This is a genomic window from Candidatus Bathyarchaeota archaeon, assembly GCA_026014745.1.
Classification (GTDB): Archaea; Thermoproteota; Bathyarchaeia; order Bathyarchaeales; family Bathycorpusculaceae; genus Bathycorpusculum.
Map to the genome: position 1 here is coordinate 666,119 of JAOZHS010000002.1, position 26,089 is coordinate 692,207.

The 26,089-nt window shown below is 45.7% G+C and carries 24 protein-coding genes and 2 tRNA genes; 14 read left to right on the plus strand and 12 right to left on the minus strand.

Annotation, left to right across the window (positions count from 1 at the left end):
* Positions 1 to 2 precede the first annotated feature (2 nt).
* Positions 3 to 1,361 (plus strand): deoxyribodipyrimidine photo-lyase, encoded by a 1,359-nt coding sequence (locus tag NWE92_10120; protein ID MCW4029985.1) that lies wholly within the window; start codon positions 3 to 5, stop codon positions 1,359 to 1,361.
* Between the two features lie 120 nt (positions 1,362 to 1,481).
* Here the strand turns inward: NWE92_10120 and NWE92_10125 are convergent, their stop codons facing one another.
* Positions 1,482 to 3,065 (minus strand): hypothetical protein, encoded by a 1,584-nt coding sequence (locus NWE92_10125; protein ID MCW4029986.1) that lies wholly within the window; start codon positions 3,063 to 3,065, stop codon positions 1,482 to 1,484.
* Positions 3,066 to 3,310: 245 nt separating this feature from the next.
* On the opposite strand from NWE92_10125, the gene NWE92_10130 reads away from it, so the two are divergent.
* Entirely contained in the window at positions 3,311 to 3,523 is a 213-nt protein-coding gene (locus NWE92_10130; protein MCW4029987.1) for a hypothetical protein, read from the plus strand.
* Between the two features lie 167 nt (positions 3,524 to 3,690).
* Positions 3,691 to 6,354, plus strand: coding sequence for a PQQ-binding-like beta-propeller repeat protein (locus NWE92_10135; GenBank protein MCW4029988.1), 2,664 nt, complete (start codon positions 3,691 to 3,693; stop codon positions 6,352 to 6,354).
* Positions 6,355 to 6,568: 214 nt separating this feature from the next.
* Here NWE92_10135 and NWE92_10140 read toward each other — a convergent pair whose 3' ends face one another.
* The 6 genes from NWE92_10140 to NWE92_10165 form a co-directional block, all read right to left on the minus strand.
* On the minus strand, positions 6,569 to 7,042 hold the full coding sequence (locus NWE92_10140) for a GNAT family N-acetyltransferase (GenBank protein ID MCW4029989.1): 474 nt from the start codon (positions 7,040 to 7,042) through the stop codon (positions 6,569 to 6,571).
* Positions 7,043 to 7,349: 307 nt separating this feature from the next.
* Positions 7,350 to 7,541, minus strand: a complete 192-nt coding sequence (locus NWE92_10145; GenBank protein MCW4029990.1) for a helix-turn-helix transcriptional regulator — start codon at positions 7,539 to 7,541, stop codon at positions 7,350 to 7,352.
* Between the two features lie 5 nt (positions 7,542 to 7,546).
* Positions 7,547 to 7,891, minus strand: coding sequence for a DUF2178 domain-containing protein (locus NWE92_10150; GenBank protein ID MCW4029991.1), 345 nt, complete (start codon positions 7,889 to 7,891; stop codon positions 7,547 to 7,549).
* Positions 7,884 to 8,123, minus strand: a complete 240-nt coding sequence (locus NWE92_10155; protein MCW4029992.1) for a hypothetical protein — start codon at positions 8,121 to 8,123, stop codon at positions 7,884 to 7,886. Before NWE92_10155 ends, NWE92_10150 begins: the two co-directional genes overlap by 8 nt.
* Positions 8,124 to 8,460: 337 nt before the next feature.
* Complete coding sequence (locus NWE92_10160) at positions 8,461 to 10,872, minus strand: DEAD/DEAH box helicase (GenBank protein MCW4029993.1); 2,412 nt, start codon at positions 10,870 to 10,872, stop codon at positions 8,461 to 8,463.
* Positions 10,873 to 11,108: 236 nt separating this feature from the next.
* A tRNA-Leu gene (locus NWE92_10165) sits at positions 11,109 to 11,196 on the minus strand.
* A 153-nt stretch (positions 11,197 to 11,349) separates the two neighbouring features.
* On the opposite strand from NWE92_10165, the gene NWE92_10170 reads away from it, so the two are divergent.
* Positions 11,350 to 12,573, plus strand: a complete 1,224-nt coding sequence (locus NWE92_10170; protein ID MCW4029994.1) for a glycosyltransferase — start codon at positions 11,350 to 11,352, stop codon at positions 12,571 to 12,573.
* A 1-nt stretch (position 12,574) separates the two neighbouring features.
* On the opposite strand, the gene NWE92_10175 is transcribed toward NWE92_10170, so the two are convergent.
* Positions 12,575 to 13,819, minus strand: coding sequence for a hypothetical protein (locus NWE92_10175; GenBank protein ID MCW4029995.1), 1,245 nt, complete (start codon positions 13,817 to 13,819; stop codon positions 12,575 to 12,577).
* Between the two features lie 176 nt (positions 13,820 to 13,995).
* Between NWE92_10175 and NWE92_10180 the strand changes: the two genes are divergently transcribed.
* Both NWE92_10180 and NWE92_10185 read left to right on the plus strand, forming a co-directional pair.
* Positions 13,996 to 14,072 (plus strand) — tRNA-Thr (locus tag NWE92_10180).
* Positions 14,073 to 14,170: 98 nt separating this feature from the next.
* Positions 14,171 to 14,803 (plus strand): chloramphenicol acetyltransferase, encoded by a 633-nt coding sequence (locus NWE92_10185; GenBank protein MCW4029996.1) that lies wholly within the window; start codon positions 14,171 to 14,173, stop codon positions 14,801 to 14,803.
* Positions 14,804 to 14,809: 6 nt separating this feature from the next.
* Here the strand turns inward: NWE92_10185 and NWE92_10190 are convergent, their stop codons facing one another.
* Positions 14,810 to 15,286, minus strand: coding sequence for a hypothetical protein (locus tag NWE92_10190; protein ID MCW4029997.1), 477 nt, complete (start codon positions 15,284 to 15,286; stop codon positions 14,810 to 14,812).
* Positions 15,287 to 15,501: 215 nt separating this feature from the next.
* Here NWE92_10190 and NWE92_10195 point away from each other — a divergent pair, with 215 nt between their 5' ends.
* From NWE92_10195 to NWE92_10215, 5 genes are all read left to right on the plus strand, one after another.
* Positions 15,502 to 16,188 (plus strand): DUF996 domain-containing protein, encoded by a 687-nt coding sequence (locus NWE92_10195; GenBank protein MCW4029998.1) that lies wholly within the window; start codon positions 15,502 to 15,504, stop codon positions 16,186 to 16,188.
* Between the two features lie 131 nt (positions 16,189 to 16,319).
* Positions 16,320 to 17,171: a sugar phosphate isomerase/epimerase gene (locus NWE92_10200; GenBank protein ID MCW4029999.1), complete on the plus strand. Its 852-nt coding sequence runs from the start codon at positions 16,320 to 16,322 to the stop codon at positions 17,169 to 17,171.
* Positions 17,172 to 17,304: 133 nt separating this feature from the next.
* Entirely contained in the window at positions 17,305 to 18,552 is a 1,248-nt protein-coding gene (locus NWE92_10205) for a glycosyltransferase family 39 protein (protein ID MCW4030000.1), read from the plus strand.
* Positions 18,549 to 20,369, plus strand: coding sequence for a glycosyltransferase family 39 protein (locus NWE92_10210; GenBank protein ID MCW4030001.1), 1,821 nt, complete (start codon positions 18,549 to 18,551; stop codon positions 20,367 to 20,369). The genes NWE92_10205 and NWE92_10210 overlap by 4 nt, the downstream gene beginning before the upstream one ends.
* Positions 20,370 to 21,101: a glycosyltransferase family 2 protein gene (locus NWE92_10215; protein MCW4030002.1), complete on the plus strand. Its 732-nt coding sequence runs from the start codon at positions 20,370 to 20,372 to the stop codon at positions 21,099 to 21,101. It begins immediately after the preceding gene.
* A gap of 5 nt (positions 21,102 to 21,106) precedes the next feature.
* Here the strand turns inward: NWE92_10215 and NWE92_10220 are convergent, their stop codons facing one another.
* On the minus strand, positions 21,107 to 21,604 hold the full coding sequence (locus tag NWE92_10220) for a hypothetical protein (GenBank protein MCW4030003.1): 498 nt from the start codon (positions 21,602 to 21,604) through the stop codon (positions 21,107 to 21,109).
* Between the two features lie 116 nt (positions 21,605 to 21,720).
* On the opposite strand from NWE92_10220, the gene NWE92_10225 reads away from it, so the two are divergent.
* Positions 21,721 to 22,107 (plus strand): zinc-ribbon domain-containing protein, encoded by a 387-nt coding sequence (locus NWE92_10225; protein ID MCW4030004.1) that lies wholly within the window; start codon positions 21,721 to 21,723, stop codon positions 22,105 to 22,107.
* Here the strand turns inward: NWE92_10225 and NWE92_10230 are convergent.
* A complete protein-coding gene (locus NWE92_10230) occupies positions 22,104 to 23,243 on the minus strand; it encodes a GH3 auxin-responsive promoter family protein (GenBank protein ID MCW4030005.1) in 1,140 nt (379 codons plus the stop codon). The two genes, NWE92_10225 and NWE92_10230, sit on opposite strands and share 4 nt — an antisense overlap.
* Before the next feature lie 81 nt (positions 23,244 to 23,324).
* On the opposite strand from NWE92_10230, the gene NWE92_10235 reads away from it, so the two are divergent.
* Both NWE92_10235 and NWE92_10240 read left to right on the plus strand, forming a co-directional pair.
* Positions 23,325 to 24,242, plus strand: coding sequence for a ribose 1,5-bisphosphate isomerase (locus NWE92_10235; GenBank protein MCW4030006.1), 918 nt, complete (start codon positions 23,325 to 23,327; stop codon positions 24,240 to 24,242).
* A gap of 16 nt (positions 24,243 to 24,258) precedes the next feature.
* Positions 24,259 to 24,723: a hypothetical protein gene (locus NWE92_10240; GenBank protein MCW4030007.1), complete on the plus strand. Its 465-nt coding sequence runs from the start codon at positions 24,259 to 24,261 to the stop codon at positions 24,721 to 24,723.
* 3 nt (positions 24,724 to 24,726) lie between these two features.
* Here the strand turns inward: NWE92_10240 and NWE92_10245 are convergent, their stop codons facing one another.
* Positions 24,727 to 25,992, minus strand: a complete 1,266-nt coding sequence (locus tag NWE92_10245; protein ID MCW4030008.1) for a cation:proton antiporter — start codon at positions 25,990 to 25,992, stop codon at positions 24,727 to 24,729.
* Between the last annotated feature and the right edge of the window lie 97 nt (positions 25,993 to 26,089).

The window sequence follows — 26,089 nt, forward strand, 5'->3', positions numbered from 1 at the left end:
ATTTGATTGCATCCCACAGAATCCAACAACTAAACGACAAGAGCATCCGAAACCGAGAATACGTTCTATACTGGATGCAGTCTTCTCAGCGGATTCAACACAATTTAGCTCTCGAATACGCCGTCCAAGAAGCTAACAAACTAAACAAACCGCTTACAGTCTTCTTTGGCATCAAAACAGATTTTCCCGAAGCCAACCGAAGACATTTCCATTTTATGCTCCAAGGCCTAAACGAAGCCCAAAAAGCCTTGCAAGATAGGGGCATAAAAATGGTTATTGAAGCTAAATCTCCCGAGGTGGGAGCAGTGGAGTTGGCTAAAGATGCCTGTGTGGTTGTTGTTGACCGAGGCTACCTCAAGATTAACAGGTCAGGGTATAGATTTGTTGCCCAAAACATAGACTGCGCGTTGGTTCAGGTTGAGGATAATGTGGTTGTCCCCGTTAAAGAAGCCAGCGACAAAGAAGAATATTCAGCTGCGACGCTTAGACCCAAAATTCTCAAGAAAAAAGACAACTACCTCACTGAGATAACGCCCCAGAAGCCAAAAGTTGACTCGACAGGCTTAAAGCTTGATTCACTGCACTTAGACAATGTTAACGGCGTCCTTGACGAGCTCAAAGTGGATTCGTCAGTTGACGCATCAAGGTATTTTCAGGGGGGCACAAACCAAGCCATCAAACGCCTTGACGACTTCCTCAAAAACAAACTCCCCGAGTACCCACTCTACAAAAAGGACCCCACATGCGACTACGTTTCCAACCTCAGCCCCTACCTACATTTTGGTCAAATCTCACCGCTACATATCGCTCGACTTGTCCAATCCTCGGCAGCTCCTGAAGGCTGCAAAGAAGCCTTCCTTGAAGAACTCATTGTAAGACGAGAACTGGCAATAAATTACGTAACCTACAACCCAAACTACGACACATATGAGGGGATTCCAAAATGGGCAAAAGACACTCTTGCACGGCACCAAACCGACCGCCGAGATACCTACTATTACTTAGAAGCTTTAGAAAACGCAGAAACCTACGACGCCTACTGGAATGCTGCCCAACAAGAAATGCGCGTTACGGGCAAGATGCATGGTTATATGCGGATGTATTGGGGCAAAAAAATCTTGGAGTGGAGCCCAACGCCCCAAGAAGCTTTTGAGAGGGCACTGTATCTGAATAACAAGTACGAGTTGGATGGAAGAGACCCCAACGGTTATGCAGGGGTGGCGTGGTGTTTTGGTAAACATGACCGCCCATGGGGGAGCAGACCGATTTTTGGCGCTGTCAGGTACATGAACAGTAGGGGGTTGGAGCGGAAGTTTGATGTTGAAACGTATGTGCGTAGAGTGGCACAGTTGCAGGCATAGAGCAGATATTGTGTTCAGAATAATCTATATCTCACCAGTTTAAAGGAACTCAGTAAAAAGTTGGCAGGGGAGTTAACCCCAAAAAGCTGGGTCAAACGTGCCGTTTCTGCGAGCGCCATACTATCGTGTGCTAACGTCAACTGAACGCTTTTTGAATAACAAAAACGCCGCAAAACATGACCCAACGGCGACCAGAGCACCCAATTGGTATTCTGGAACAACAAAAAAGCCGCAGTTTCCGTCAACCGTCACATCAAGGTTATCAACTGCGTCTCCAGTGTCGTATTTGCCGTTCTGGTTTACGTCGACAACAATATCATAAAGTCCCGGGGCAGGATTAGCCCAGATAGCTGTTGTCGTCAATACACCAGCACCAGTGGTGGTCACGGTTTCTTTTCCGCCACTTTGATCTAAAAGCAAATCGTTTAATGACCATGTATCTTGGTGGGTTACTATGTAGATGTCAACTTTGTCCGCGCCGTAGAAGTATTGTCCTGATGCATAGATGGAGTCAGTTATGCTGAATTCGTTCTTTATTACTCCGGTTGAGGTGGTGCTTTGAACGGTGGCCGTGACAAGGGTTGTTTGAGGTTGGGAACCAGATAGAAGGAAGGGTAAAGCGTAAGCGTAATACCAAGCATTTGTTGTCCAAGTGAAAGTTGTTCCAGATGTTGGGGAAACGGTTGGGGTAAACGTGATATCGAGATATTCGCCAGGAGTTATCCTATTAGACGAGCTGGATGCAACTGCTTTTATCATGCCGGCAGATACGACGGGGGTATTCCAAGTTTTTGAATACGAATTGATTGTGGCTGAGGTTACGGTGTAGCCGGTCGGTATCGTTATTTCAAGGTAACCTATGTTTCTCCCCGAGGGGTTTGTGGCTAAATTGGTTACTCTAATTGTATATTGAAGGTTTGTTCCCGAGGTAAATTTGTCAGGGGTAATTGTTGACGTCAAATATCCGTAACCAATCTGAAGGGTTTGGACATCTGAAGTAGAAGCTCTCCAAACTCCACCCGTTTTGTACTCAGCAAAGTATGCTCTAACCTTTACGGTACCAGTTGCTGGTGGAGCATTGGATGTTTTACTGAAGTAGCCGTCTTCACCAATTGTGGCGGTAGTAAAATCATACCAATCATAACCTGTAGCATACTGCAATTTGACTGTCGCGCCATTGGGTACGGGAGACGCTACAACTTGACCAGAATAAAGGACACCTGATTGACTTGCAATAAGCATTGAAGGGAGCGAGTCTAGTTGGGTGGTTGTTGGGTAACTTACGGTTACTGTCCACGTTGAGGATACTGCTTCATTGTAGGTTTCGCTTCCGACGGTTTGTGTTGGGAAGTGTCCTCGGTAATAGTAGGTTCCTGTGGTGGATGGAGCTGTGAAAGTGGAACTGTAGTAGGTGTTTAGAGTTTGTGTTGTGGCCGCTGTTGTCCATGGACCAGATGAGCTTGAGCTAATTTGTAGTTCTACAGTAAGCCCACTTGGCACGTAATATGTGTAGCCGCCCTTTTGAACCCACAGATAACCAGAAAAGCGTATACCCGTCTCGTTTGGAGCAAGTGTAGATGAGCCTAAACTAAAAGGAAAGGAAGTTATGTCATATGATGTTGCCGCAGAAACTTCACTAACAACGCCGCATAATAGTAAAATAACTACCAAATTTGTCAATAGAAGAGATAACCATTTCTTCACTTATCAGTTCCCCTGTCGAGCGCAAAGTAACCAAATTATCGTATTTAATTCTTATTCCCGTAACTTGAGTAACGAGAAATAGCATTTAACCGCCCACCATAATTTTGCATATGATACATAAACGAGCTTTGAACCCCTCCAGCCATGTGGAAGCCCTGCGTTTCGGATTTTGAAACGGTTAGTTCAAAGTGTCCCTTAAATCAAACGCGGAATAATCTTGAAACACGAAAGTTGGAGGTAAAAATATGAAAAAAATCGTAGTGCTTGTCTTTTCCCTTTTAGTTGTCTGTGGAATGGTCTGCGGAATGGCAGCTGCCAGTGTTGGCCCTGCGCCCAACTCCGGCGATTGCATTCCAGATGGCAGCGGCTTTGACCAGCCTCAACATCTAAATGCGGGTAGTGGCATGGGTCCAGCACCAAATTCTGGCGATGGAATACCTGACGGAAGCGGGTTTTAACAAAAAGTAACCCCTCTTCCATTTTTTTATAAAATTACGCTCATGCCCACTTTTTGCGTCTAAGAATTGGGAAGAACGCCGCCTTTTAATCAACATACCTGACAGATATTTCGGTCAACAGTAACCTTGCAAAAATTCATAAAACAACACAAACACAATAAGCAGCTATGTACTGTAAAGGCAAGACTTTAACCACAATTATAGTTATTCTCTGCCTTTTATCAGTAACCTCTGCCTTTCCAAGGCTAACACAAGCTGAATCTGACTCTGAAAATTGGCCAATGTTTCGCCAAAACCCAGCCCACACCGCATCTTCAGGCGTCTCAGGACCGTCAGCGCCCAAAGTTCTTTGGACATTTTCAGATGGCGACAACGCTCTACGGGGTTCGCCTGCTATTGTTGATGGTAAACTATACATAGGTTCAGCAAACGGGAACATCTATTGCCTTGACGCCACAAATGGGCACGAAATCTGGTTTAACTTCAAAATAAACTCAGAAATCCAATCCTCCCCAGCAATTGAAAACGGCTATTTGTACATTAACGGCTGGGACGGCGTGATATATTGCCTAAATGCTCAAACAGGCGACATCGTATGGAAATTTGAGACTGGCTATGGAACAAGCGCTTCGCCAACAGTAGTTAACGGTTACGTTTATGCTACTTCACAGGATTGTAACTTGTACTGTCTAAACGCCTTAAATGGACAAGAAGCTTGGCGATTCTCATTAACCAGCCTTAAGGGACCGCCAACGCAATATGACATGACCTGTGGAGGCACCTCCCCAGCAGTTGTCGATGGTTACGTCTATGTCGGGGGCACAAACTTATACTGTCTAAACGCCGTCTCGGGGGAACTAAGATGGAGCTTTTCAGCAATCGTAGATGCTTCACCAACAGTTTATGAAGACAAAATCTATTTTTCTGCCCGTGACAAAAACGCCTACTGCTTAGATGCTTCAACTGGCAAAAAAATTTGGGAAAAACCCATCATAACATCGGAACTATACGGAGGAAGCGCGCCAGCAGCTGCAGATGACCGTGTATACTTTGGCAGTTGGGTTCAATGTGTAGATGCTTCTACTGGAGAAAGAGTCTGGCGCTATGGTACGGGAGACATCTACGCATCTTCTGCTCCGACGGTAGCGGGTCAATACGCATACTTTTGCGGTAATGACAACAACATTTACTGCGTCAAGGCAGCCACGGGGGAATATGTTTGGAAAACCAAAACCTCAGGGGACTCACCTGTTGTTGTTGACGGTGTTCTCTATATTGCAGGCAGTTCACTCGTCGCCTACTCAGACTCAGGCATTATCCCAATCCCAACACCATCCCCCAGTCCATACAATCCACAGTCTCCAACCCCAACTCCTTTAATATCAAAAGGCGCAATCGTTTCAATCCAAATAGTGATAATCTTCTCGATTGCTGCAATTTCAGCCGCCATCCTTATCTACGTAAGCAAACAAAGAGGAGGCGCACCCAAAACCGCCTTAAAGAAAGGTCTTAGACTCCCGATAGCTATTATCCTAATTTTCCTCATCGCCGCATCCTCAGCTATAGCGTTATATGAAAAAAACCAGAGCATTCCTAACAGCGAACCTGAATCTAATGTTCCATCAGGACGTCTGTGGCAGACCACGATTGGGAACTCTGAAAGTAGCATGGTAATGGGGAATGGAAAATTATTCATTGTAACCCGCCATGGAGCATATGCAAACGACGCCCTAGACGGACACTTAGTCTGGAAAAACGAAAACGTCTCGGGCACAAAAATTCAGTGGTACGATGACAGTGTATATGTTGGAGTATTTGGCTCGGTGGTGTATCGTCTAGACGAAAATACAGGAGAAAAAATCATGACGTACCCAGCACCTGGCTATTCAAAAAGTTCGCCAAGATTTGTTGTTGCAGACGGAAAAGTAATCGTGTCATATGATGGAACATCAGTTTTCGACACTAACAGTGGAGGGCTCTACTGGACGATTACACAACCCTTCACCTATCCTTGGATACCGTATCCAACACCAACATTAGGAGAATTAAGCAGTTCCGCAAAACCAAGCAACTATATCTACATTGCATATGGAGGCCGAGTGGACCAAAACAATGGCAACATGCTTTGGAACACAGGAAATCACTACGCATCAAACAACATTGTTACAGATAACAAAGTAATTTTTTGGAACTTCTGGATTGACGAAGCAAACCCAAACAATATTCTTTGTGTCGAGGCATCAAGTGGAAAAACACTTTGGAAATTCAATTCAGAACGCCCAATTTATCAACCAACCCTCTATGAGGGATTATTGCTTTTTCCAAGGGAAGAAGGCAACATATTTGCATTAAGGGTAAATGATGGCTCCTTAGCGTGGACGGTCGAGGGCGATGGCAAAGGAATGATGAAAGGCAATAATCTTCCAGCCGACGCTAAAAGTTTTAGTGACCCCTCAGTTTCCCAAATAGTCGTTGACCCTCAAACAAATAGTGCCACATGGGGTTTCCTGATCACCCAACGCCAAATAAACGGAACAAACGGCAACGACCTATACGTCGGAGACTTTACAAGTATAGCGCTTTCAGATGGTGCCATCCTACAAAAAACAAGCATTCAAAAAAGTGGTTCAATAGAAAATGGCGCAAGCTTAGGTTTGGCTCTTGGAAAAAAAGACTTATACTTGACTGCGGGTAACGACCTTTGGACTATTGATATATTATCTGGAAATTCATCGTTAATCGAGCACTTCAAATCAGCGGCAGGAACCATAATTTCAAACAACAACAAGGTTTACGTCGCCGCAGGCACGTATCTATCAGCCTATGAATAATTGAAAAGGCTGGTTATTTAGCGACAAACTGTGGACGGGCGACGGTTACGAAATTTTGAAGGCGCTTAAGTTTTAAGGTACAGGGGCGGGATTCGAGAACCCACATTTTGTTGGCGATATAGCCAGTTTCCCTTTATGCAGCTTCCTTCCCCTTTTTACTATAGCACAAATCGATGAATAATATTTCAAAATGGACTAGAATAACTATTGCCTATCAAACCAATACCTTTCTTAATACTACCATGTCCTTAAGTTGAATTCCTTCTTCGTAAATTGGCTCTGAATAATTGTCAACAAAAAAGTTCTCCCTAGCGCCAAACAACTCGAACCCTTCTTTACGATAAAACCGCAATATCGCTGAAACGTCTCCCGTTCCCACGACAATTGCCTTGAACCCTTTTTCCTTCGCTCTAATTGTCGCATCTCTCAGCATTAGTCTGCCGAATCCTCTTCCTTGACAGTTGGCAGCAACAGCAATATTTTTTATCTCAATCTCATCGCTGCTGATTGCTTGAAGCACGAATACACCAATGATATTGTCATTTTGCTCCAAGACGTAAATGTCAGAGTTGAAAATGTACCTCTTTATTGCTTCCTCGGTTGGGTCTGCAAGAAGTAACAAGTCGAAAGGTATCTCTTCATCCTTGCCAAGTTGCCTTATCATCTGTTTTTCTAATCCCTTTTTCATGTCATTATGCTTATTAGAATTTGACAATAGGTATGAAAAGGTTTTTCGATTTGGTGCATGGGGGTGGGATTCGAACCCCTAACACGCTGGCGACATCGCCAATTCTCCTTATTCTACGCAACCACTTTCCTTTTTTTAAGCAATTAGAAAACATATGAACCTTTGGAGCGGCGAATCCGATGGGATATGCTCCCAGTTCTCAGAGGTGACATCTCCAGCCAATCTTTTTTTGGAATTTCTATTCTTGATCTGTTCTTAGACTTTGCTGCGGTAGGATGGCAATTTAACCAGAAACAGGGAATTAGGCCTATTCGAAGATGAATAATTCATCAATCGTTGTATGTAAAGTTTTTGCGATATCATACGCTAGCTTGAGCGAGGGATTGTAGTTTCCTTTTTCTATGAAGAGTATGGTTTCTCTTCGCACTCCCACCTTTTTAGCGAGGTCTTCCTGTGTTAGGTCGTATCTTGCCCTCAATTCCTTTATTCTGGTCCGCATTGCTGTTATGGTTCTCCTTTTCTGCCAAAATACAATCGAAGCACAATAAAGGATAACGCGGAAACCAGGAGTGCAGCTATCAACGGGTAGCCTGCTTCGATTTCAGGCATTCCAAATAATTCTTTTCCAACGAAAGTAATCCACAGGTATGCTAAGATGAAGTATTGGCATATGAACATCGCGTAGTATGCCGCTTTCCCGTTTAGCTTCTGAGTTCTTTCATCCTTTAACGGAAAACCAGACTTTTTTTCTTTGATCATAGCGCGCGTTTTCCAAAGCGCTAAAACGCCGATTAGAATAATCAATACAAGTATTCCAATGCTTACGATGGGCCAAATGAAATCAGCCACTCAACACACCTCTATTTGATGTTTTGTTTTTTGATGATATGGATGCAAATGTAGCACCAGAAGTGCCGATCAAGCCAATTCCGACTATTCCTATAACAGTTGCAATGCCAGTATGCTTTTCTCCTAAGAGTGCATCTCCGAAAGCCATCAATACAGCTCCCGTCAAGCAAATTGCCAACCCCAGCGCAAAGATTGCTATCGCATATTTTCTCATTTTTTCAATCTCCGTCATTTATTTCACATATTATGTTATGTTTAAAACGCTTTAAGTTAGATATATGTAACATCAGGTATTTAACTGTTCTCGCTGCATCTCAAAAGCTGCGAAAACTCAGAAAGACATCTACCGCTTAGTCGAAGCAGGATTTGAATACGTTACCGAATTTGAAGGCCCAAAAATCCTTCGAAAAACAAAGCTATAGTCTGCAAAACATAAGTAACCGTCGCGGGACAATAGACCTGCCTATTTATTTATGGTGCAGGGGGTGGGATTCGAACCCACGAACGCCTACGCGAAAAGGGTCTAAGTCAAAAAACTGAGTCCTTAACTTTTGAAAAGATGCTCGGAGTCATTTGAGTAAACGCTGCAAAATGACGTATGCTGCCTTCTTATCTAATGGGTCGTTCCCGTTTCCACATTTAGGCGAGTAAATGCATGATGGGCAACCATCTTTGCATTCACAGGTCTCAATCAACTCAAACGTTTTTTCAAGTAAGGGTCTTATGTTTGAATAGAGGTTTTCTGAAATACCAATTCCCCCCTCAAAACCATCGTAAATAAAAATTGTCGGTTTTCCCGTGTCCACATGTACGGCTGTTGACAATCCACCTATATCCCATCGGTCACACATTGCAAACATTGGCGCCATCGCAATAATCGCATGTTCAAGAGCATGCAACCCACCGTCAAAATTCAAGCCAGCCTCTTCAATTTCTTCTCTGACCTGCTCAGGAACAGTAAACCACATACCTACCGTTGAGAAAGACGAAGAGGGCAAATCAAGCGTATGCTTTTTGAAAATTACATCATTAGCTTTTACTACATATGAAGGATAATTTTCAGTGATTGTTAATTCGCCCAAAGTCGTTTTGAATGTTTTTTGTGTTTCCTCCAATGTCTTCTTGATTGCTACTTCGACGGTTTTTTGTGTTTCAGTATAATAGTTGGTGCTCTCTTTCCGAACCGTTGCAGTACAATTTTCGAGGTTTAGTTCTTCTGAGCGGTAGGTTTCGCCCTGATGTAGCAGAATTGCCCCCGCATGGGTTTCTTCATAAGCCTTGTTTAAGGGAAGCGTTTCAAGAACATACCCATTGCAGAGCACCTTCACGGTTTTTCCGCTGATGCTTTCGAGGTTAACAACTCTGGTTGCCCGCTCCAGCCCAGAGTAAACCCAGCCTTGAGCGGTTTTTTTAAGAAGGTCTTTTTCTGAAAGTGCGTGTATGCTTTCTTTGAAGAGTTCTGGAAAGAATTTTTCGTCGGAATCGGTTAGGGGCAGCTCGTCAGCGGCGCACATAATGTGGCCTGAAGTGATTTGCCGATTATGCAGGTCAATAATTGCCTGCTCATGCGGTCTTTCAAAGAAGTCTTGGGGGTGCTTCATGAAGTACTGATCAAGCGGGTTCTGAAAGGCAACCAAGGTTACGGTTGAATCGTTTTTGCTTCTGCCTGCACGTCCGGCCTGCTGCCAGGTGGATATGACTGTCCCGGGATAACCCGAAATTATCACGGCATCCAATGAACCTATATCGATGCCGAGCTCTAGCGCGTTTGTTGAAACCAAACCGATCAAGTCCTTGGTTTTTAGACGATTCTCTATATCCCGTCGCTCTTGTGGAAGGTAGCCTGCCCTGTAGGCAGTTACTGCGCCGTATAGCTTGGGGTTTCTTCGTTTCAGGTCTTCTTTAGTCCATCGTGTTATAAGCTCAGCCATCTGCCGCGAAGTTGTAAAGCAAAGCGTTTGCAGGTTTTTCATGACGCTTACGGTTAGAAGGTCTTTAGTTTCTTGGTGCGTTGACCGGCGAACAGTTTTCTGTGGGTTCATGAACGGCGGATTCCAAAACACGAATGATTTTTTTCCTCTTGGGGAGCCATCGTTTGAAATTATTTCAAAATCTTTTCCGGTTAGTTTCTTTGCGTGTTCCTGCGGGTTAGCTATGGTTGCTGACGAGAGTATGATTTGGGGGTCTGCATGGTAAAAACTGCAGATTCTTAGCAGTCTTCGTAGAAGCATGGCTACGTTTGAGCCGAAAACGCCTCGATAAACATGCGCTTCATCAAGTATAATGTACTTTACGTTTTGGAAAAAAGACCGCCAAAGCGTATGCCAAGGCAAGTACAAATGCAAACCGTAAGGGTTAGTCAAAATTATCCTCGAATTCTCCCGTATAGATGCCCGTTGCTCTTTTGGTGTGTCGCCGTCATAAACGTTAGAATCCACTTTGATGCCGGTGCCCATCTCGATTTCTTGTAAAACTTTGAGTTGATCATTTGTTAGGGCTTTTGAGGGGTAAATGTAGAGCGCTGTTGCTTTTTTGTCGTTTGTGAGGGCGTCAAAAACAGGGATATTAAACGCCAATGTTTTTCCTGAAGCCGTCTGGGTGGCGATAATTACGTTTTTGCCTTGTCGGGCTTTGTTTATGGTTTCTGCTTGATGAGAATAGAACGTGATTTCCTTGTTTTGCAAGTAGGTGCTTATGTTTTCTGGAAGGGGTTTGTCCAACTCGCCATAGCATGCGTCTTGCGCAGGAATTATTTGAGTATGTGCAATAGGGGTTTGTTGAGTTTGCGTTTTTTGCGGGGTGGTTTCTTTTGAGGCGTTTACTGGTTTAGATTGTGACGGCTTACTGATTTGGGGAGGTCTGAAATTGCTTGGTCTGCTACCCCGCGTAAGAAAGGTGCCGCATTCTGTGCAGAATAAGCTCTGGGCGTATTCCTTTTGAGAGTGGGTTTTGCCACATTTTTTGCAGTAGTAAGTCGGCAACTTTTTTCCGACTACAATCTCTTATGTTATTATAAAAGCGCTATTGCCAAAATCAGCTTTTTACACATTCAACCACTGGAGGCGGCAATGTTTCATGATGATCTACCTGTTTAAAAAAATTTAATATCGAATATTGAATAGTGAACGGTCTACTTTATGCAACATATTCCTCGTGGAGAATTTATCTTTCATAATGCGGGGCAAGGGCTCTTCTATTCAAGATTAGAAAATCAGATTGGTGCAGGGGGTGGGATTCGAACCCACGAACGCCTACGCGATAGGGTCCTAAGCCCTACTCCGTTGACCTGGCTTGGAGACCCCTGCACACGTTGCCAAAGAAAAATAGCGCACTGCCTAATATTTATTTAATCAAAAAAAGCACCAACAAATCGCCAAACACCACTTTTTAGCTAAAATGCGTCTTGCGACTTCAAGGCAACAGATGTTTTAAATTTGTTTTCTCGCATTATTGATGGTATGGTTTTTGAGGGTTTTTTCCAGTGGCTAGGCAGCTTAACCATCTGGGATTTTATTCTAATCTTTTGGCTATTCCTCCTTGTTGACGCCGCCCGAACCATCGGTAAACCCATCATTTTGTTACTCCACAAACCATTCGAGAAAAAACCCAACGCCGTCTCTATCTATAGACCCAAAATTTCAATCATTATCCCCGCCCATAACGAAGAAGCCGTGATCGTGAAATCAATCAAATCTGCCTTAGACGCGGACTACCCCAACAAAGAAGTAATCGTGGTCGACGACGGTTCCAAAGATAGAACCTATCAGTTGGCAAGTTTTTTTGCCGCAAATGGCTCCATTAAGCTGGTTCACCGGGAAAAGTCAAGCGGAAGCAAAGCCATGGCGCTAAACTATGGTATCCTGTTCGCGTCTGGCGACGTGTTAGTCATGGTTGATGCTGACACGCTCATTGCACATGATGCACTCAACAAACTTGTTGCTACTTTAGATGAACCCGACGTGAGCGCTGCTTCAGGAAACGTTCGCATCCTCGGCGGAGACAGAGGCAAACGAAACCTCTTGGTTCGCCTCCAGGAATATGAGTATTTTGTTGCCTTCGATTTGGGACGCCGTTTCAGCTCCCTTATTGGAACCATGATTATTATTTCAGGCGCGTTTGGCGCTTTCCAAAGCAAAGAACTCAAGACACTGGGGCGATATGACAAGGACACTATCACTGAAGACTTTGATTTAACCATAAAACTACGCAAACTGCACAAAAAATTGGTCTATGTAGACGATGCGGTTTCATACACCATCGCTCCAGATTCTTGGAGGGCTTGGAGAACCCAGAGGATACGTTGGACTTACGGGGAAGCCGAGACCATTTGGAAACATAGAAATCTGTTTCGCCGCAAAGGCTTTGAACGGCGCTCAGTTTTAGCCCTCTATGACATGTTATTTAACGATGTAGTTTTGCTTGTGCTTAGGGCAGCTTGGTTTGTTAGCTTATTATTTATTTTTTCGTATACCATTCTTTACGTTTTTATTCTTATGTTCGTGATGTATTTTTTACTCGAGTTTTTTTCCGTGATTTTGGGCGCAGTCATATCGGGACACAAAAGTAACCTGAAATATTTACCGCTGGGACCCGTGATGGTTCTGTTTTATCGTCCCTACTATGCAATTGTGCGGTCTCGGGCTTTCCTGAAGTGGATGCTCAAAAAACCAACAGCTTGGTAACCTACGCGGGGTTGTAACTTGGCTGCATCGCTTCCTGTTTGCCCTTATCGGTTAATTCGTAGCTGAATTGGGTTTGCAATTTTCCCTCGTTTAGATCGAATTGTTCTCGGCATTGAGCACAAACAAAAACAATTTTTGGAATCGAGAAGAAGTGCTTATTGCTGCAACGGTAGCCGACACCTACTCTTCGGTAATCTACTCCTAACTGTTTCAATTCCTTGTTGCATTTTTCACAGAAAAGCGTGTCTCCACGGGTAAATTTGCCCTCAAAATCTACATTGCCGCATTTGAAATGTTCTATTATGTAGCCTTTTTCGTGGACACGACTTTGGCATTCGGGGCATTGCAGGAAAAATTCAAGCGCCAGCGAGTTACAATTAGGACAGTATATAGTTGAGCAGCTAGGCGTTTGGGTTACGTTGTTGGCTTTTATTAGGGGCTCCATTTTTTGAGGTAACTCTTCAGCTATGTAGCCAGTGTCATATGAGGGAACTAAACTCAGGGTAGGAACCGATTTTAGAACTCTCACGTCAGACAGAACGCTGAGTAAGGGAACTTTTACAACCTCATCGTTGCCTACTTCAGATGGCGGCACTTTGAGAAAGATTTTTCCGTCTTTTCCAGCGGACACTATAAGGACATCGTTGTGTTCATGTTCGAAGTTTGCTACAGTTACAACCCCGTCTTTGAAGACAATGTTTCCATCGGAGTTTGTCATTACAGAATCTGTTTCCGCCATCTGTTTGTACATGGCTCCAACGATTATGAGGTTGAAGGCTCTACCCAACAGTTTGATTTGCCTCACGAAATCGTAGGCTTCCTTTGAATTCATGTTCAGAGTCAAAGTGGTAAGGGTATCGATAATTATGAAACCATTTTTGATCCAATCCAAAAAGGGACCGAGTGTATTTATCAACATATCTGGCGTGTACTCTATGGCTTGAAGTGTCGGGCTTTCAATCAGAGCGTTTTGGCTATAGGTAAAGAGGTCAACAAAAAATAGGCTATAGTCACGGTCGTAAGCATCAATGTCTAAACCCAATCGTTTGAATTGTTTTTTGGTTTCGGCTGCGGGGCGATCTAAACAGACATATAAGCCCTTTAAGCCTTTTTGAAGAAAGTTACAGATCATTTGAAGAAGAAAATTGCGTTGGCTAAGGTTTGATTGACCGCTGATGCAGATACAAGAAGGAGAGACGATTCCTTCGTCCAAAAGTTTGTCAAGTTCAGGGAAACCCGTCGGCACATGTTCCAACTGTTTCACCATCAATTTTTAGCAGAGTTTAGAGATAAATCTTACTATGCTCAAAAGATACATGAGTTGCTGATGGGAATTTGGTTTTTTCAGCGTGTTTACGGTGAGAGGGAACCGTAAGCTCTTTATTTACTATCGTAATTGTTTTGGGGGCAGAGAAGAAATTTGCCTTCGTAGCCTAGCCCGGTGGGGCGTTACCTTGGTAAGGTAATGGTCGCGGGTCCAAATCCCGCCGAAGGCTCCAATTCTACCTCATTTTGCAAGGCAGGTTTATCCCATACCGTGCGTCTGAAATGGTTGGCATAAAAATTCTTAAGAGCCCACAAAGGAAACAAGAATCTGATGAAAACCAAAATCGACCTCAACACGTGGCCTAGACGAGAGCATTACGATTATTTTGGCAGCTGCGATGACCCCTTTTTTGGCGTGGTAGTTAACGTTGACTGCACAAAGGCGCATCAACGCTGCAAGAAGTTGGGGGAGTCGATTTTTCTTTGTTACATGTATGAGTCGATTAAGGCATTAAATCTGGTTGAGAATTTTAGGTACCGAATCATCGATGGCGAAGTGTGGCTCTTTGACAGGGTACATGCGGGCACAACGATTGGTCGGGGGGACTCTTTTGGCTTTGCTCTCTTCGAGTTCACCGATAGCTTCGCCGAGTTTAAGGGGATAGCCGAAAAAGAAATCTCTGAAGTCCAAAAAACGGTGGGGCTGCGGGTAGACGAAAACGCTCTGCGAATCGATGTTATACATTACACGACGTTGCCTTGGTTTAGTTTCACAGGGTTAAAGCATGAGAAGAATATTTCCCGCGAAGAAAGCATCCCCAAAATCGCGTTTGGTAAATTCTTTGAGGCTAACGGCAAAACCCTGATGCCTGTTTCCGTCAGCGCCAACCATGGCTTGGTCGATGGGTATCATGTGGCAAAGTTTTTAGAGTACTTTCAAGCGGGCCTAGATAAACCCGCCTAAAAGGGGTTAGTGTCGATTTAATTCTTTTAGCAACTCTCGCGCTTTGGTCGGTAGCTCGGGCTGTTTTCTGCGGTTCACAACCAAAAACACCAACCCGATAACAATCAGGGTTACCCCAAAAAAAGCTACACTTGCAGGGGGCAAAAGCCCGAATTCAAGCGAGAACGTAAAGAAGAGTATGGCGACGCCGATGCCAATCATGGTTAAATTACTTCGATAAGCTGTGGCGTGGAGCGCGAATTCTTTTTTGCCGTCTTCAGTTACCAGGAAGTAGCCTTGTTTTTCCTCAATCATGCCGGAGCTGATTAGGTAGTTCCAGTCGTAATGGAAGTGACCGTCGGATTTGTAGCCTAACGCGGAGCAGAGGCTAGATTTTACGCCAGGTTCAGCTTTGATTCGGCTGTTTGAAGCTGAGTAAATGAAGTAGAGTAACCTTGTACGAGGGGATTGAATATCGGAGTTTATTCCGCGGGATTTAGCCAATTACTTCTTGTGCTCCTATAGGGTAGCCGCTACCTCCATTATAGAGGTGGGTAGCTAAATTTTGTTTGTATATTTTTATTATAGTTTATGGGTAATTTATCTACCTCTAACACTCAGAGAGGCTGCTCTTAACTTTAGCTGTGCGGCTCTAACTGTTAGGGCTATATCCAGTGGCAACATTAGGGGTACAGGAACCCGAAAGGGAGGAAAACAGGATGGCGACAAGTTTCGAATACTGCAAAACCTTAGCAATGGAAGGCTCAATCCTACTCATACTAGGCGTAGTTCCATACGTCGGCTGGGTCTTAGGCATCGTAGGCATCTTTCTTTTAGTCCGAGCCATGAGAGAATTCGCCAGCTACTACCAAGACAACAGCATCTACCACAACGCTGTTGGCGGCATCAAATATTACATTGTTGCCTTAATCGCGTTAGGAGTTTCAGGCGCAGGATTCATCGTTGGCTTAGTCGTCACAGATATAGTCAGTCCATTGAGCGTAGGCAACGTTGTTGGAGTAACCGTTGGCGCCGTATTCCTTGTCGTCGCGTTCATATTTTACATACTTGCCGCTGCTCGACTAAGAAAAACCTTCAACGCGTTAGCACAGAAAACAGGGGAACACTCGTTTGCTACTGCAGGCATGCTGCTCTGGATAGGCTCCATCTTAACAATAATCGTGATAGGTTTACTGCTAATCTTCATCGCTTGGGTATTTGCAATAGTTGGGTTCTTCTCCATGAAGTCACCCATGCAGAAGCAATACAACTCGCAAACCTACGAATACACTCCATCACAACCTCAACCCACAACAACCTCAACAGAGACCTATTGCTCAAATTGCGGTGCCCCACTAAAGCCTCAGGACACTTACTGTTCTAGCTGCGGCAAAAAAGTGGAATAAAAACACTCATTTTCTTTCATTATCCTCGAAATAGAAAAGCTGGGTTTAAACATAAAAAATAGAGAAATATGTAATTTATCTTACCAATCGATATAAGAACCGCCAGTCCATTGGTTGCAGAGGCGACAGAGATGCAGCAACTAGACAAGAAAACGTCCTCCACGTTCAACATAGGCATCAACGCCCGCATGATTAAAGAAGTCCTCAAGGGTCCCATAGACGCAGAAGAAGTTGACCTCATAGAAATCAGTATAGGCGATTCAGGCGTCCTCAAAAAAGAAATCGACTACAAGCTCCTTGAAGAATTCCGCAGCTTAAGCAACAAATTCTCCATCCATGGCCCCTACACCAACGACGACTATTTCGGTAACACGGTAAACTGGGGTGTACTTAGCAAACGAAACTTTGAGGTTATGGAAAAAGTGTTCACCATCGCCGACTATTTAGATGCCCAATACATCGTGCTGCACGGCGACAGGGCAGATGGCGACTACCGTGAAGCCTTCCTAAATGTTATTGCCAATCTAAAACAACTTGCCAAGATGGCAGCCGACCACTCCCTAACTCTGCTACTGGAGAACCTGCACAAAGAAAAACGCGGAGACCGCATCGGAGTCCTACCCCACGAAATCCTGCAGGTACTCGAAACGGTGGATGAGGAGAATTTGAAGTTCTGCTTTGATGTTGGACACGGAAACCTATCCGCAAACCAATACAGATTTGAACTTACAGACTTCGTAGTCAAACTTGCACCCTATCTTTCCCATATGCATATCCACGACAACATGGGCATTCCTGAGGTTGTGGATGAGCGATTCGGCGACCAGCATCTCCCGGTAGGTATGGGAAAGATCGATTACAACAAAATCTTTAGCGCCATCCAGGGCTTGAACGTGAAGAATCTGGTTTTAGAGTTGCGCCCTCAAAACGACAAAGAAGCCGTCCTCAAAAGCATAGCTCTTCTGAATGATGCAAGAAACTAACCTGCAACAGATATCCTAAGAGGGTAGGTCGTATTGGCGTTTTTTTAGGTCAAACCATAGAGGGCAGGTTGGGGTTGGTTTTGGAAAAAGCTTCTTATTCCAAAGCCGCGTGTATCTTCGTGAGAGGGGAAACGTGGTTAACTTCTCATGGGATAAACGTGAAATTAGTCTTTTAGCGTTGGTTCTTGCCGTTTCCGCTTTAGTTAGGGTTCTGCTGTTTCCCCTACAAGGCTACCAAACCGACACGAATTGTTTTACTTCGTGGTTTAGCACGGCGACAACTTACGGCATACACGACTTCTACCAGAATGCTGGATTTGCCGATTACCCACCGTTTAACGTTTACATATTCTGGTTCTTCGGCTCATTGGCAAACGCCGCTAACCTCAGCATGGCAGCCATGGTTAAAGTCGTCCCCAACCTCTTCGACTTAGCCACGGGACTGCTCATTTACATGTTTGTCCGTCGGCAAGCCACCTTTAAAGTTGCCTTACTCTCCACCGCCCTCTACGTCTTTAACCCCGCAGTCATCTACAACGCTGCAGTCTGGGGGCAATATGACGCCGTCTACACCTTCTTCTTGGTGCTTTCGCTGTTTCTGGCGCTTAAAGACAAACCCGAAGCCGCTGCTATCACGTTCGCGTTAGGCATACTAGTAAAACCGCAGGGCATCGCGTTAGCGCCGCTGCTCATACTATTGATTTACATGAAGAGCAACGTAAAGCGGCTACTCACCTCTATTGCAGCATTTGCCTTGATGGTTCTGCTGGTGGCTGCGCCGTTTGAGTGGACTGGCGGGAACCCCATAACGTTCCTTAGCAACATCTATTTTGGCGCCTACGGCGGCTACGCCGTTACCTCGGCAAATGCGTTTAATCTATGGGGGCTGGTTGGTCTTTGGGCGTCAGATGCAGGTGGCTTATTCATCGTGGGTTGGGCACTGTTTGGAGTCGCCACAACATTCACGCTCTTTGTCCTGTATAAGCGGTTTGGATTTTCAGGCGATTACCTTGCGATTTTCGCGGCGTTTATGCTGTTGTTTAGCTTCTTTATGTTACCCACGCGAATTCATGAACGTTACATGTTCCCAGCAATAAGCATGCTCGCAATAATGTTCCCCTTACTAAAGAAAACCCGTCTACTGTACGGGGTTTTGACGGCAACCTTGTTTGTTAACGAAGCCTACGTGTTAAACGCGCTTGTCGCTGCTTACCCCGGATTTGCAGACCTAAGAGGAGACCCTGTAGTTTTGGCGGTGAGCGTTATCAATTTATTAATGCTCGTTTATGCTGTTTATCTGATGTGGAATGAACTTAAGGGGCAGGGATGGCTAAAAGCCCATCCAGCCAAAGAACCGATTGAAGTGGGGGGAACAACATGAAGCTTAACCTAAAACTCAAAATCACCAAACTCGACGTAATCACCGTAGTCATACTGTCAATTGTGTTCCTCTCGTTTGCAACATGGAATCTGGGACAGACCCAATCGCCCACGACCACCACGCAGATCACCGGTGGTCAAAGCTTCTACATAACCTTAGATGCCCCCGTGAATGTGAAGTCTGTGGATATCTTGCTCAAGCAAGGCGCCATGAACGTGACGATTTCCGCGGGGTCACCAAGCAACTGGCAGAGCGGAATTGTTAACGCGTGGCCGCAGTCAGATTCGGGGTTCTCGGAAGATTACTATAAGTGGCATGAAATAGCCATCGACGAAACCACCCAGTATCTCAAATTCAACTTTTCCCAGCCAGGGGGCTACAAAACTAACCTCGCCGAAATAGCCGTGATAGACCAAGGGAACCAATCGGTACCTATCCAATCCATCACTAACATCTCAGGCGACAACCCTGATCTCCAAAACCTTATTGATGAACAGAACTTGGTTGTGTACCCGGCGGATTATCGAGAAAACACCTACTTTGACGAGATCTATTTTGTCCGCACAGCTGAACAATACCTCAATAACCAGATGCCATATGAGTGGACTCATCCGCCGCTGGGCAAACTCCTTCAAGCGGCAGGCATCGCCATGTTTGGTTTTAGCCCCTTTGGATGGCGAATAATGGGCGTCGTTTTTGCCACCCTCATGATTGCCCTCATATATTTCCTTGGTAAAGAATTGGTAGGCACCTGGATAGGCGGATTCTCTGCGGCGTTTCTCTTAACGTTTGATTTCATGCATTTAACCATGGGACGCATGGGAACCGCTGACACCTACGTCGTATTCTTCAACTTAGCATCCCAGTTATGCTACTTCATTTACCTCAAAAACGTCATAAAAGACGGCTGGAAAACAAGCTTGCTGCCCTTGGCGTTGTCGTTTGTGTTTTTCGCCTTAGGCTTCTCCTCCAAATGGCTAGTACTCTACGGCTTTGCAGGGGAACTGCTGCTTTTGCTGGCGCTACGCTTAAACGATGTTCGAAAGACGGCAGGTAAATTCTCTGAGAAACTCTACGTCTTCGTCGACCGACCCTACCTACAAGTGTTAATTTTAATTCTGGTGGCGGTGGGAATCTACTTCCTAACTTACGTACCCGACATGCTCGCCGGACGCTCACTGCTCAATGTGGTGGAACTGCAGAGTTCAATGTACATCTATCACTCCACCCTCACCGCGACGCATCCTTTCTCTTCGCCGTGGTTCAGTTGGCCACTTCTCTTTGACCCCGCCAACGCGGCAGTTCATGTTCCTGTTTGGCTAGAATCTGCCAATAACTTAGCGCCTAACGGGTTTAATTCAAGCATAGTCTTAATGGGTAACCCAGCGGTGTGGTGGGTAGGTTTCGCCGCAATCGTCTCAATAACTCTACTTACCCTTCGGAAGTTTTTCCCCAAGGAATTTAACCTAAAAAGCTTCATCAACGACTTCAAAGCCTCTATCAAAAGTTTTAGCCTCAAAGACAACATGCCAGCGGTATTTTTGGTTGTGGTGTTCTTTTTCCAATGGGTCCCCTACATACTAATCTCGCGAGTCGTCTTCATCTACCACTTCTACATCAACGTCCCAATCATCATTTTAGCCTCAGCATTCATCATAAGCAGATACTGGAACAAAAACTACGTAAAACTCTTAGCAGCCATCTACTTTGCAGCCGTTGTTGCGGTATTTATTCTGTTTCTACCCGTCACCACAGGCGTTCCTACCTCCCCCTCAACTATTCAGAGCTTACACTGGTCAGGAACCTGGGTGTTCTAGATGACACAACCCAGCAAACCCACCGTTTCAGTTGTTTTACCTGCCTACAACGAAGTGGACTATTTGGAGCCAGCCGTCACCCAAATCAGCGAAGCCCTAAAACAAAGCAACTACACCTACGAAATCATCATTGCAGAAGACGGCAGCACCGATGGCACGGACAAAAAAGCCGAATCCCTCGCCCAAACTGTTCCCTGCGTACGCCACATTCACCGTGACCAGCGACAGGGCAGAGGCATAGCGCTAAATCATGCCTTCAAAAACGCGGAAGGCGAAGTTCTAGCATACATGGATTTGGATTTGGCCACGGACCTAAAATACCTAAAACCTCTCATTGACGCCATAACCGTAGAAGGCTACGACTTTGCCACTGGTTCACGTATGATGCCAGAAAGCAAAGCCGAACGCACAATGCGGCGAAGCATCAGCTCAAAAACTTACAATTTTCTTGTGCGGCACCTGTTAGGCTCTAAACTGCGTGACCACCAGTGTGGCTTCAAATCGTTTAGGCGAGAGCCACTGTTGGGGTTGTTGGATTCTGTGGGGGCGCGGCATTGGTTTTGGGATACGGAGCTTATGGTTCGCGCTCACGGTGCGGTTTTTAAGATTAAAGAAATTCCGGTGGAATGGAAGAGCGGTCGCGCGACAAAGGTTAGTTTGGCGAAGGATTCTTGGGATATGTTTTGGCAGATTATGGCACTATGGTGGAAGCTTAAAGTAAAAAAGAAGTAGAGTTTTTAGCGGTTGGCTAGTAGCACGAATGCTCGGGCAAGTAGTGAGAGACCGAAAATCAAAATTATGCCTGCCCAGAAAACGAACCATTCTGCGGGTTGAGCCAAATTGACTAGATAAGTGATGGTGAGGTAGCTTGTGCCCAGCCAGAAGACAGTGTTTTCAACAGTCTCCGCTCTACGCGATAGCGGCGAACGTAGGTAAATGCGCAACGCTAAGATTATGATTTCAAGGAACCCTACGCCTATACTGAATTGGAAGACCGCCGTGTAGAGGTCAACGTGGGCACCTGGGTTTAGGGGTGCAGGTAGCGAGATGCCAGTGTTGGGAACCTGCGTTAAGGTTAAGGTAGAAAAGAAGTTAACGATGTCATCCCAGAGCGTGCCAGCATGGAGGAAATATACTACTGCAAGTATGATGAAGAGGGAGCCTATGTATATGGCTGTGACAAGGTTCTCCTTTTTCTTCTCAGGCAAAGAATGCGTGTTAAGCTCATTTACCAATCGGTTTTTTCCCCGCCAAAATATGACTCGTTTGGAACATATACCTTTCCCTTTAGATGGCTAACTGCACATTTTAAATACTCAGAGCTGAATAAAAATAGATGCAGGTTGATTTGATGTCGTATTGTCCAAAATGCGGCAATAAAGTTGAAGAAAACATGGTTTTTTGCCCCCGCTGCGGCGCATCCCTCAAAGGCGCAGCACCACCCGTTCCTCCAGCACAACGCAGAGACGAGAAAGCTGAGAAAAACGAGAAACAAGAGAAAAACCAGAACAACGAGAAGGGCGAAAAAAACGAGAAAGGCGAACTTGGATTCGTGGGTTACCTTATCGGCGGCTTAATCCTCATCACCATCGGGTTATTCTCGATTCTTAGCCTCAGCAACATCTACACTTCAGGGGAAAGCTGGGCAGTCATGCTGCTAATCATAGGCGTCATCATCATTATCGGCGCAGTCTATGTTGCATTAGTTGCACGCCGACACTCTCCCCGCCCAAATTAGAGCAACCAACCCAGAAACGCCCGATAAAGACGATGCTCAAGCAGCGTCAAAGTAGTTCGGCGCCCAAAAATCCGAAAATAATTGTTCCCCGCAGCCTCCACCATGTCCCCTATGTCGTAGCGTGGAAACATACAAGACGAAATTACGAGTCGCCCCCACTCGCCCCGTTTGAGTTCATGCAGCATCTTGACGCCGTTTCCTGTGGCAACTTCAAAGAAGTAGGCGTCGTAGTTGGGGGTTATGTAGGGGTAATCGTCGATTTGCTGTGCAAACGCGCCTTCGGTGGCAGTGTACATTTCTATGATGGGTACATCGCCAAAGTAACGTTTTAGGACGGGGCCATATTTGAATTGGATTTTGCGCACGCTGGTACAGAAAAGCGCTTGGAGTTTCCAGAGGTCCGCTGGACGTTTGCCATGCACCCTTTTGACGTAGCGTGCAAACGAGAGAATAACAGGTGTTACGCCCATGGTGGCGGTGACATTTTCGTTGACGGCGGCTTGATAGGCGAGTTCGAAGCGTTTCTCCCAGTCTTTGCGTCCAATACCGCTTCCTAACGCGTCGATTTGTTCCTGTCGGGGCAGAAGGCTAACGCGGTCAAACATGGGGTTTAACCTTGCGTAGGTGCCGCTACTGTATCCGAAAGTGACTTCTTTGCCCTCACTGTTTAAGGTGCGCACTGCGGAAGGAAAGTTAAGGTTTAAGATGACACCTAAAAAGACGTTGTAGTTGTGCTTTTTGACGGCGAAATTGATGAGCGCCCGAGCCCCGCAGTCATAGATTTGTTTGAGGTGCGTTTTGGTTGCGGGTAACACTTTGCTACGGCCTGTGGAGCCTCGGGTCATAACCCAACATTCTGGCGGTTCAGAAAGAAACGTCTGATACCCACTTTCTCTGACCTGCGAGAGGTAGGGTGCGAGGGCGGGGTATAAGAGTATGGGAAAATTAGCCCGATAATCGGCTATAGTGCTGATTTGGTTGGCATGGTGGGCTACGCCGTAGTCGGTTGTGGCATATTTTTGTAGGAGGTCTTGGAGTACCTGTTCCTGAGCTTTTTCGGGGTCTTCTAAGCTATCGTACCACGGCTGAATAAACGGCCGCAGAATAGTGTTAATAGCCTCGTCGTCGGGTAACATCGTGCAACACATTTAGTTATGAACTGCTTATATGCTTCACCACAACTAGAAGTAACCACCAGCCTCAAAGGATGAATATTTATGGCAGAAATCGTGCAGGAAACCGCCCAAAAAATCCGCCTCCTCCAAGTACAAGGCGCACGCAACGTCGCCATAGCCGCAGTCAAAGCCATCCAAACCCAAGCCCAACAAACCAAAACAAAAACCAAAACCGCCTTCCTTGAGGAACTCAAAGAATCCCAAGCCATCTTTTTTGCCTCCCGCGAAACCGAACCACTTATGCGCAACGCCATCCGTTACCTCATAAAACAAGCCCAAACCGCAGCGACAGAAAAAATCGAAGACATCCGTGAAGCAGTGGTTTTCGCAGCAACCCAGTTCCTCTCAGATCTGGAGGCGTCAAGGGAGCTAACAGCCGAGGTGGGTTCTAAACGCATCCGCGATGGCGCGGTAGTCTTCACGCATTGCCATTCCTCCACGGTCACGCGCATGATTGCAAAGGCTAATGCAAAGGGCAAAAACTTTCGAGTCATCTGCACCGAAACCCGTCCTGCCCTTCAAGGACGAATAACCGCCAAAGAACTCGTCGGATACGGGATTGACACGACCTTTATTGTGGACTCGGCAGCACGCACCTTTATGGATGAAGCCGACCTCGTTGTGGTTGGCGCAGACGCCATCACCTCGGAAGGCAACGTGGTTAACAAGATTGGCACGGGCGGCTTAGCAGTAATTGCGCATGAATCCCGAATACCCTTCTATGTCGTTTCGGAGCTTCTCAAGTTTGACCCCGAAACATTAAGCGGTGAATGCGAAAAAATCGAGCAACGCAACCCCGCAGAAGTCTGGCCTGACGCCCCCCAAGGCTTAACGGTGCGTAACCCAGCCTTTGATGTGACGCCCAGCCGCTATATCCACGGCATCATATGTGAAGAAGGCATAATTCCTCCCCAGTCAGTACTTGAGGTAATGCGCAAAAAATATCCATGGCTATTCTAAAAGTGCAAAACAAAAAATGTCAAAGCCGAATAAGCCCAAACCTGAAATGGACCCAACCTTCTGCCTAAACTGGGTAGGTGATAGAAAAACCAAACACTGCCGCCACTGCGCAGTCGAGGGCACGCCTTGTTTTGCGCTTTGGGAAGCAGTAAAGCATCTTGCCGCCCGCCGCTTTGTCCTCATTAACCAAAAGCTTGGTCGAGCAAATGGGCATCGCTACCAACTTGAGCCGCCGAAACGCAACCCGATGCTGTGTTACTTGCAAACGCTTCAGGATAAGCAGGCTCATTTTGGGTTGCCCATTGAGGATTTCCTCTACGTGACCAAAACGGGGTTAGGCGGGATGTATCAGACGCCTTCGCGGACCAAGCAGCAGCCGTTTGTTGGGCTGATTTTGGAGCAAATCACCAAAGACCCAGAGATTACATTCGGTGCAGAACTAATAGAAGCGTTACGGGCAATCCCGCGAAAAGACAGATAACGCTTAAGCAGAATTGTCGGATTCAAGCGGAGGCGAGGTTGATTTTTCGGGAAGTTCGCAGCTATTGGTACTGATGGGTTCACTCGGGGGTTCGATTTTGACTGTTCGACCCACCAAAAATGGAATCAACAAAGACATAATCAATGTCGCCAAAATCACCAGCGAGAAGCCTATCTCGCCAATGGCGCCTTCACTAAAAGCAACCGTCGCAACAACAATGCCTATGGCGCCGCGACCACCCAATATTCCAGCTAACTGCTTTGGCGCCACATCCAACACGGAATGTAATCGTTCGATTCGGCGTGAAGCATGGTAAGTCAAGGTAACACCTACACCTAGACCCAGCGCGATTAGCACTGCTAACCCTATGTAGTAGGGGTAATCGATGCTGCCCAGAACCACTTCAACGCCTGCGAACCCAAAGAACAGAGGAATAAAGAAGATGTTATTCATGGTTGAAAGCGTCTTGGAAATGTGTTTATAGGATTTTTCGCCGATTAAACCTTCATGAACAATTAGACCTGCAAAGAAAGCGCCCAGAATAAAACTCAGCCCCATGCTTTCAAACATAGCTGAAACCAGCAAAGCGACAATAATTAGGAAAGCGAATGCGAAGTCATCACGTTTGAAGAATCGGGAGGATCTAAGGAGGATTCTTCGGAATGCTTCGGCTTTGAGGTTTAGGATGCGGTCTACGGTGAAGTAGACGATTGCGAAGATGAGTATCTCCAAAATCACGGTAAGAGTGCTTTCGAGAGGTTTCAAAATCCCTGCAAGTATGACGAAGGCTAAAACATCGGACATGGTTACGGATGCAAGTATGATTTGCCCCGTGGTAGTTTTAAGCAGCTTGTATTGGCAGATTAGAACTGAAACTATAGACAAAGAGGGCACTGCGATAGAGAGAGCAAGGATAAAGTTCTCTGAAGGACTAAAGGGGAAGAATAGCAGCGAAGCTAGAACCATCAAGCCAAGCGGCACCAAGAAACTGGTAACTGAAAACAATGACGAAAACCGCATAGTACCCAGCATATTGTTGGTTCGCATTTCGAAGCCTATGTGGAAAATGATGAAGAACAAAGCGATGTAGGTGATTGCTTGCAAAGGATCGCTTGGGCCAACTAAACACAGGAGGGAGGGTCCAATTATGATGCCACTTAAAAGTTCGCCGACAACAGAGGGGAAACGAAGCCGTTGAAAGATTTCTCCGATGAGAAGCGCGGCCGCCAACACAATCAAGACGTCGGTTATAATACTAAACAGCGCCATCTTGAGATTCCTCCGTGTCTTCTGGTTATACTAATTTGCGTTTGACGAAACCCTGGACCCGAAGGAGATCTATGAAGCCCACTGTAGCTTCGTCAAA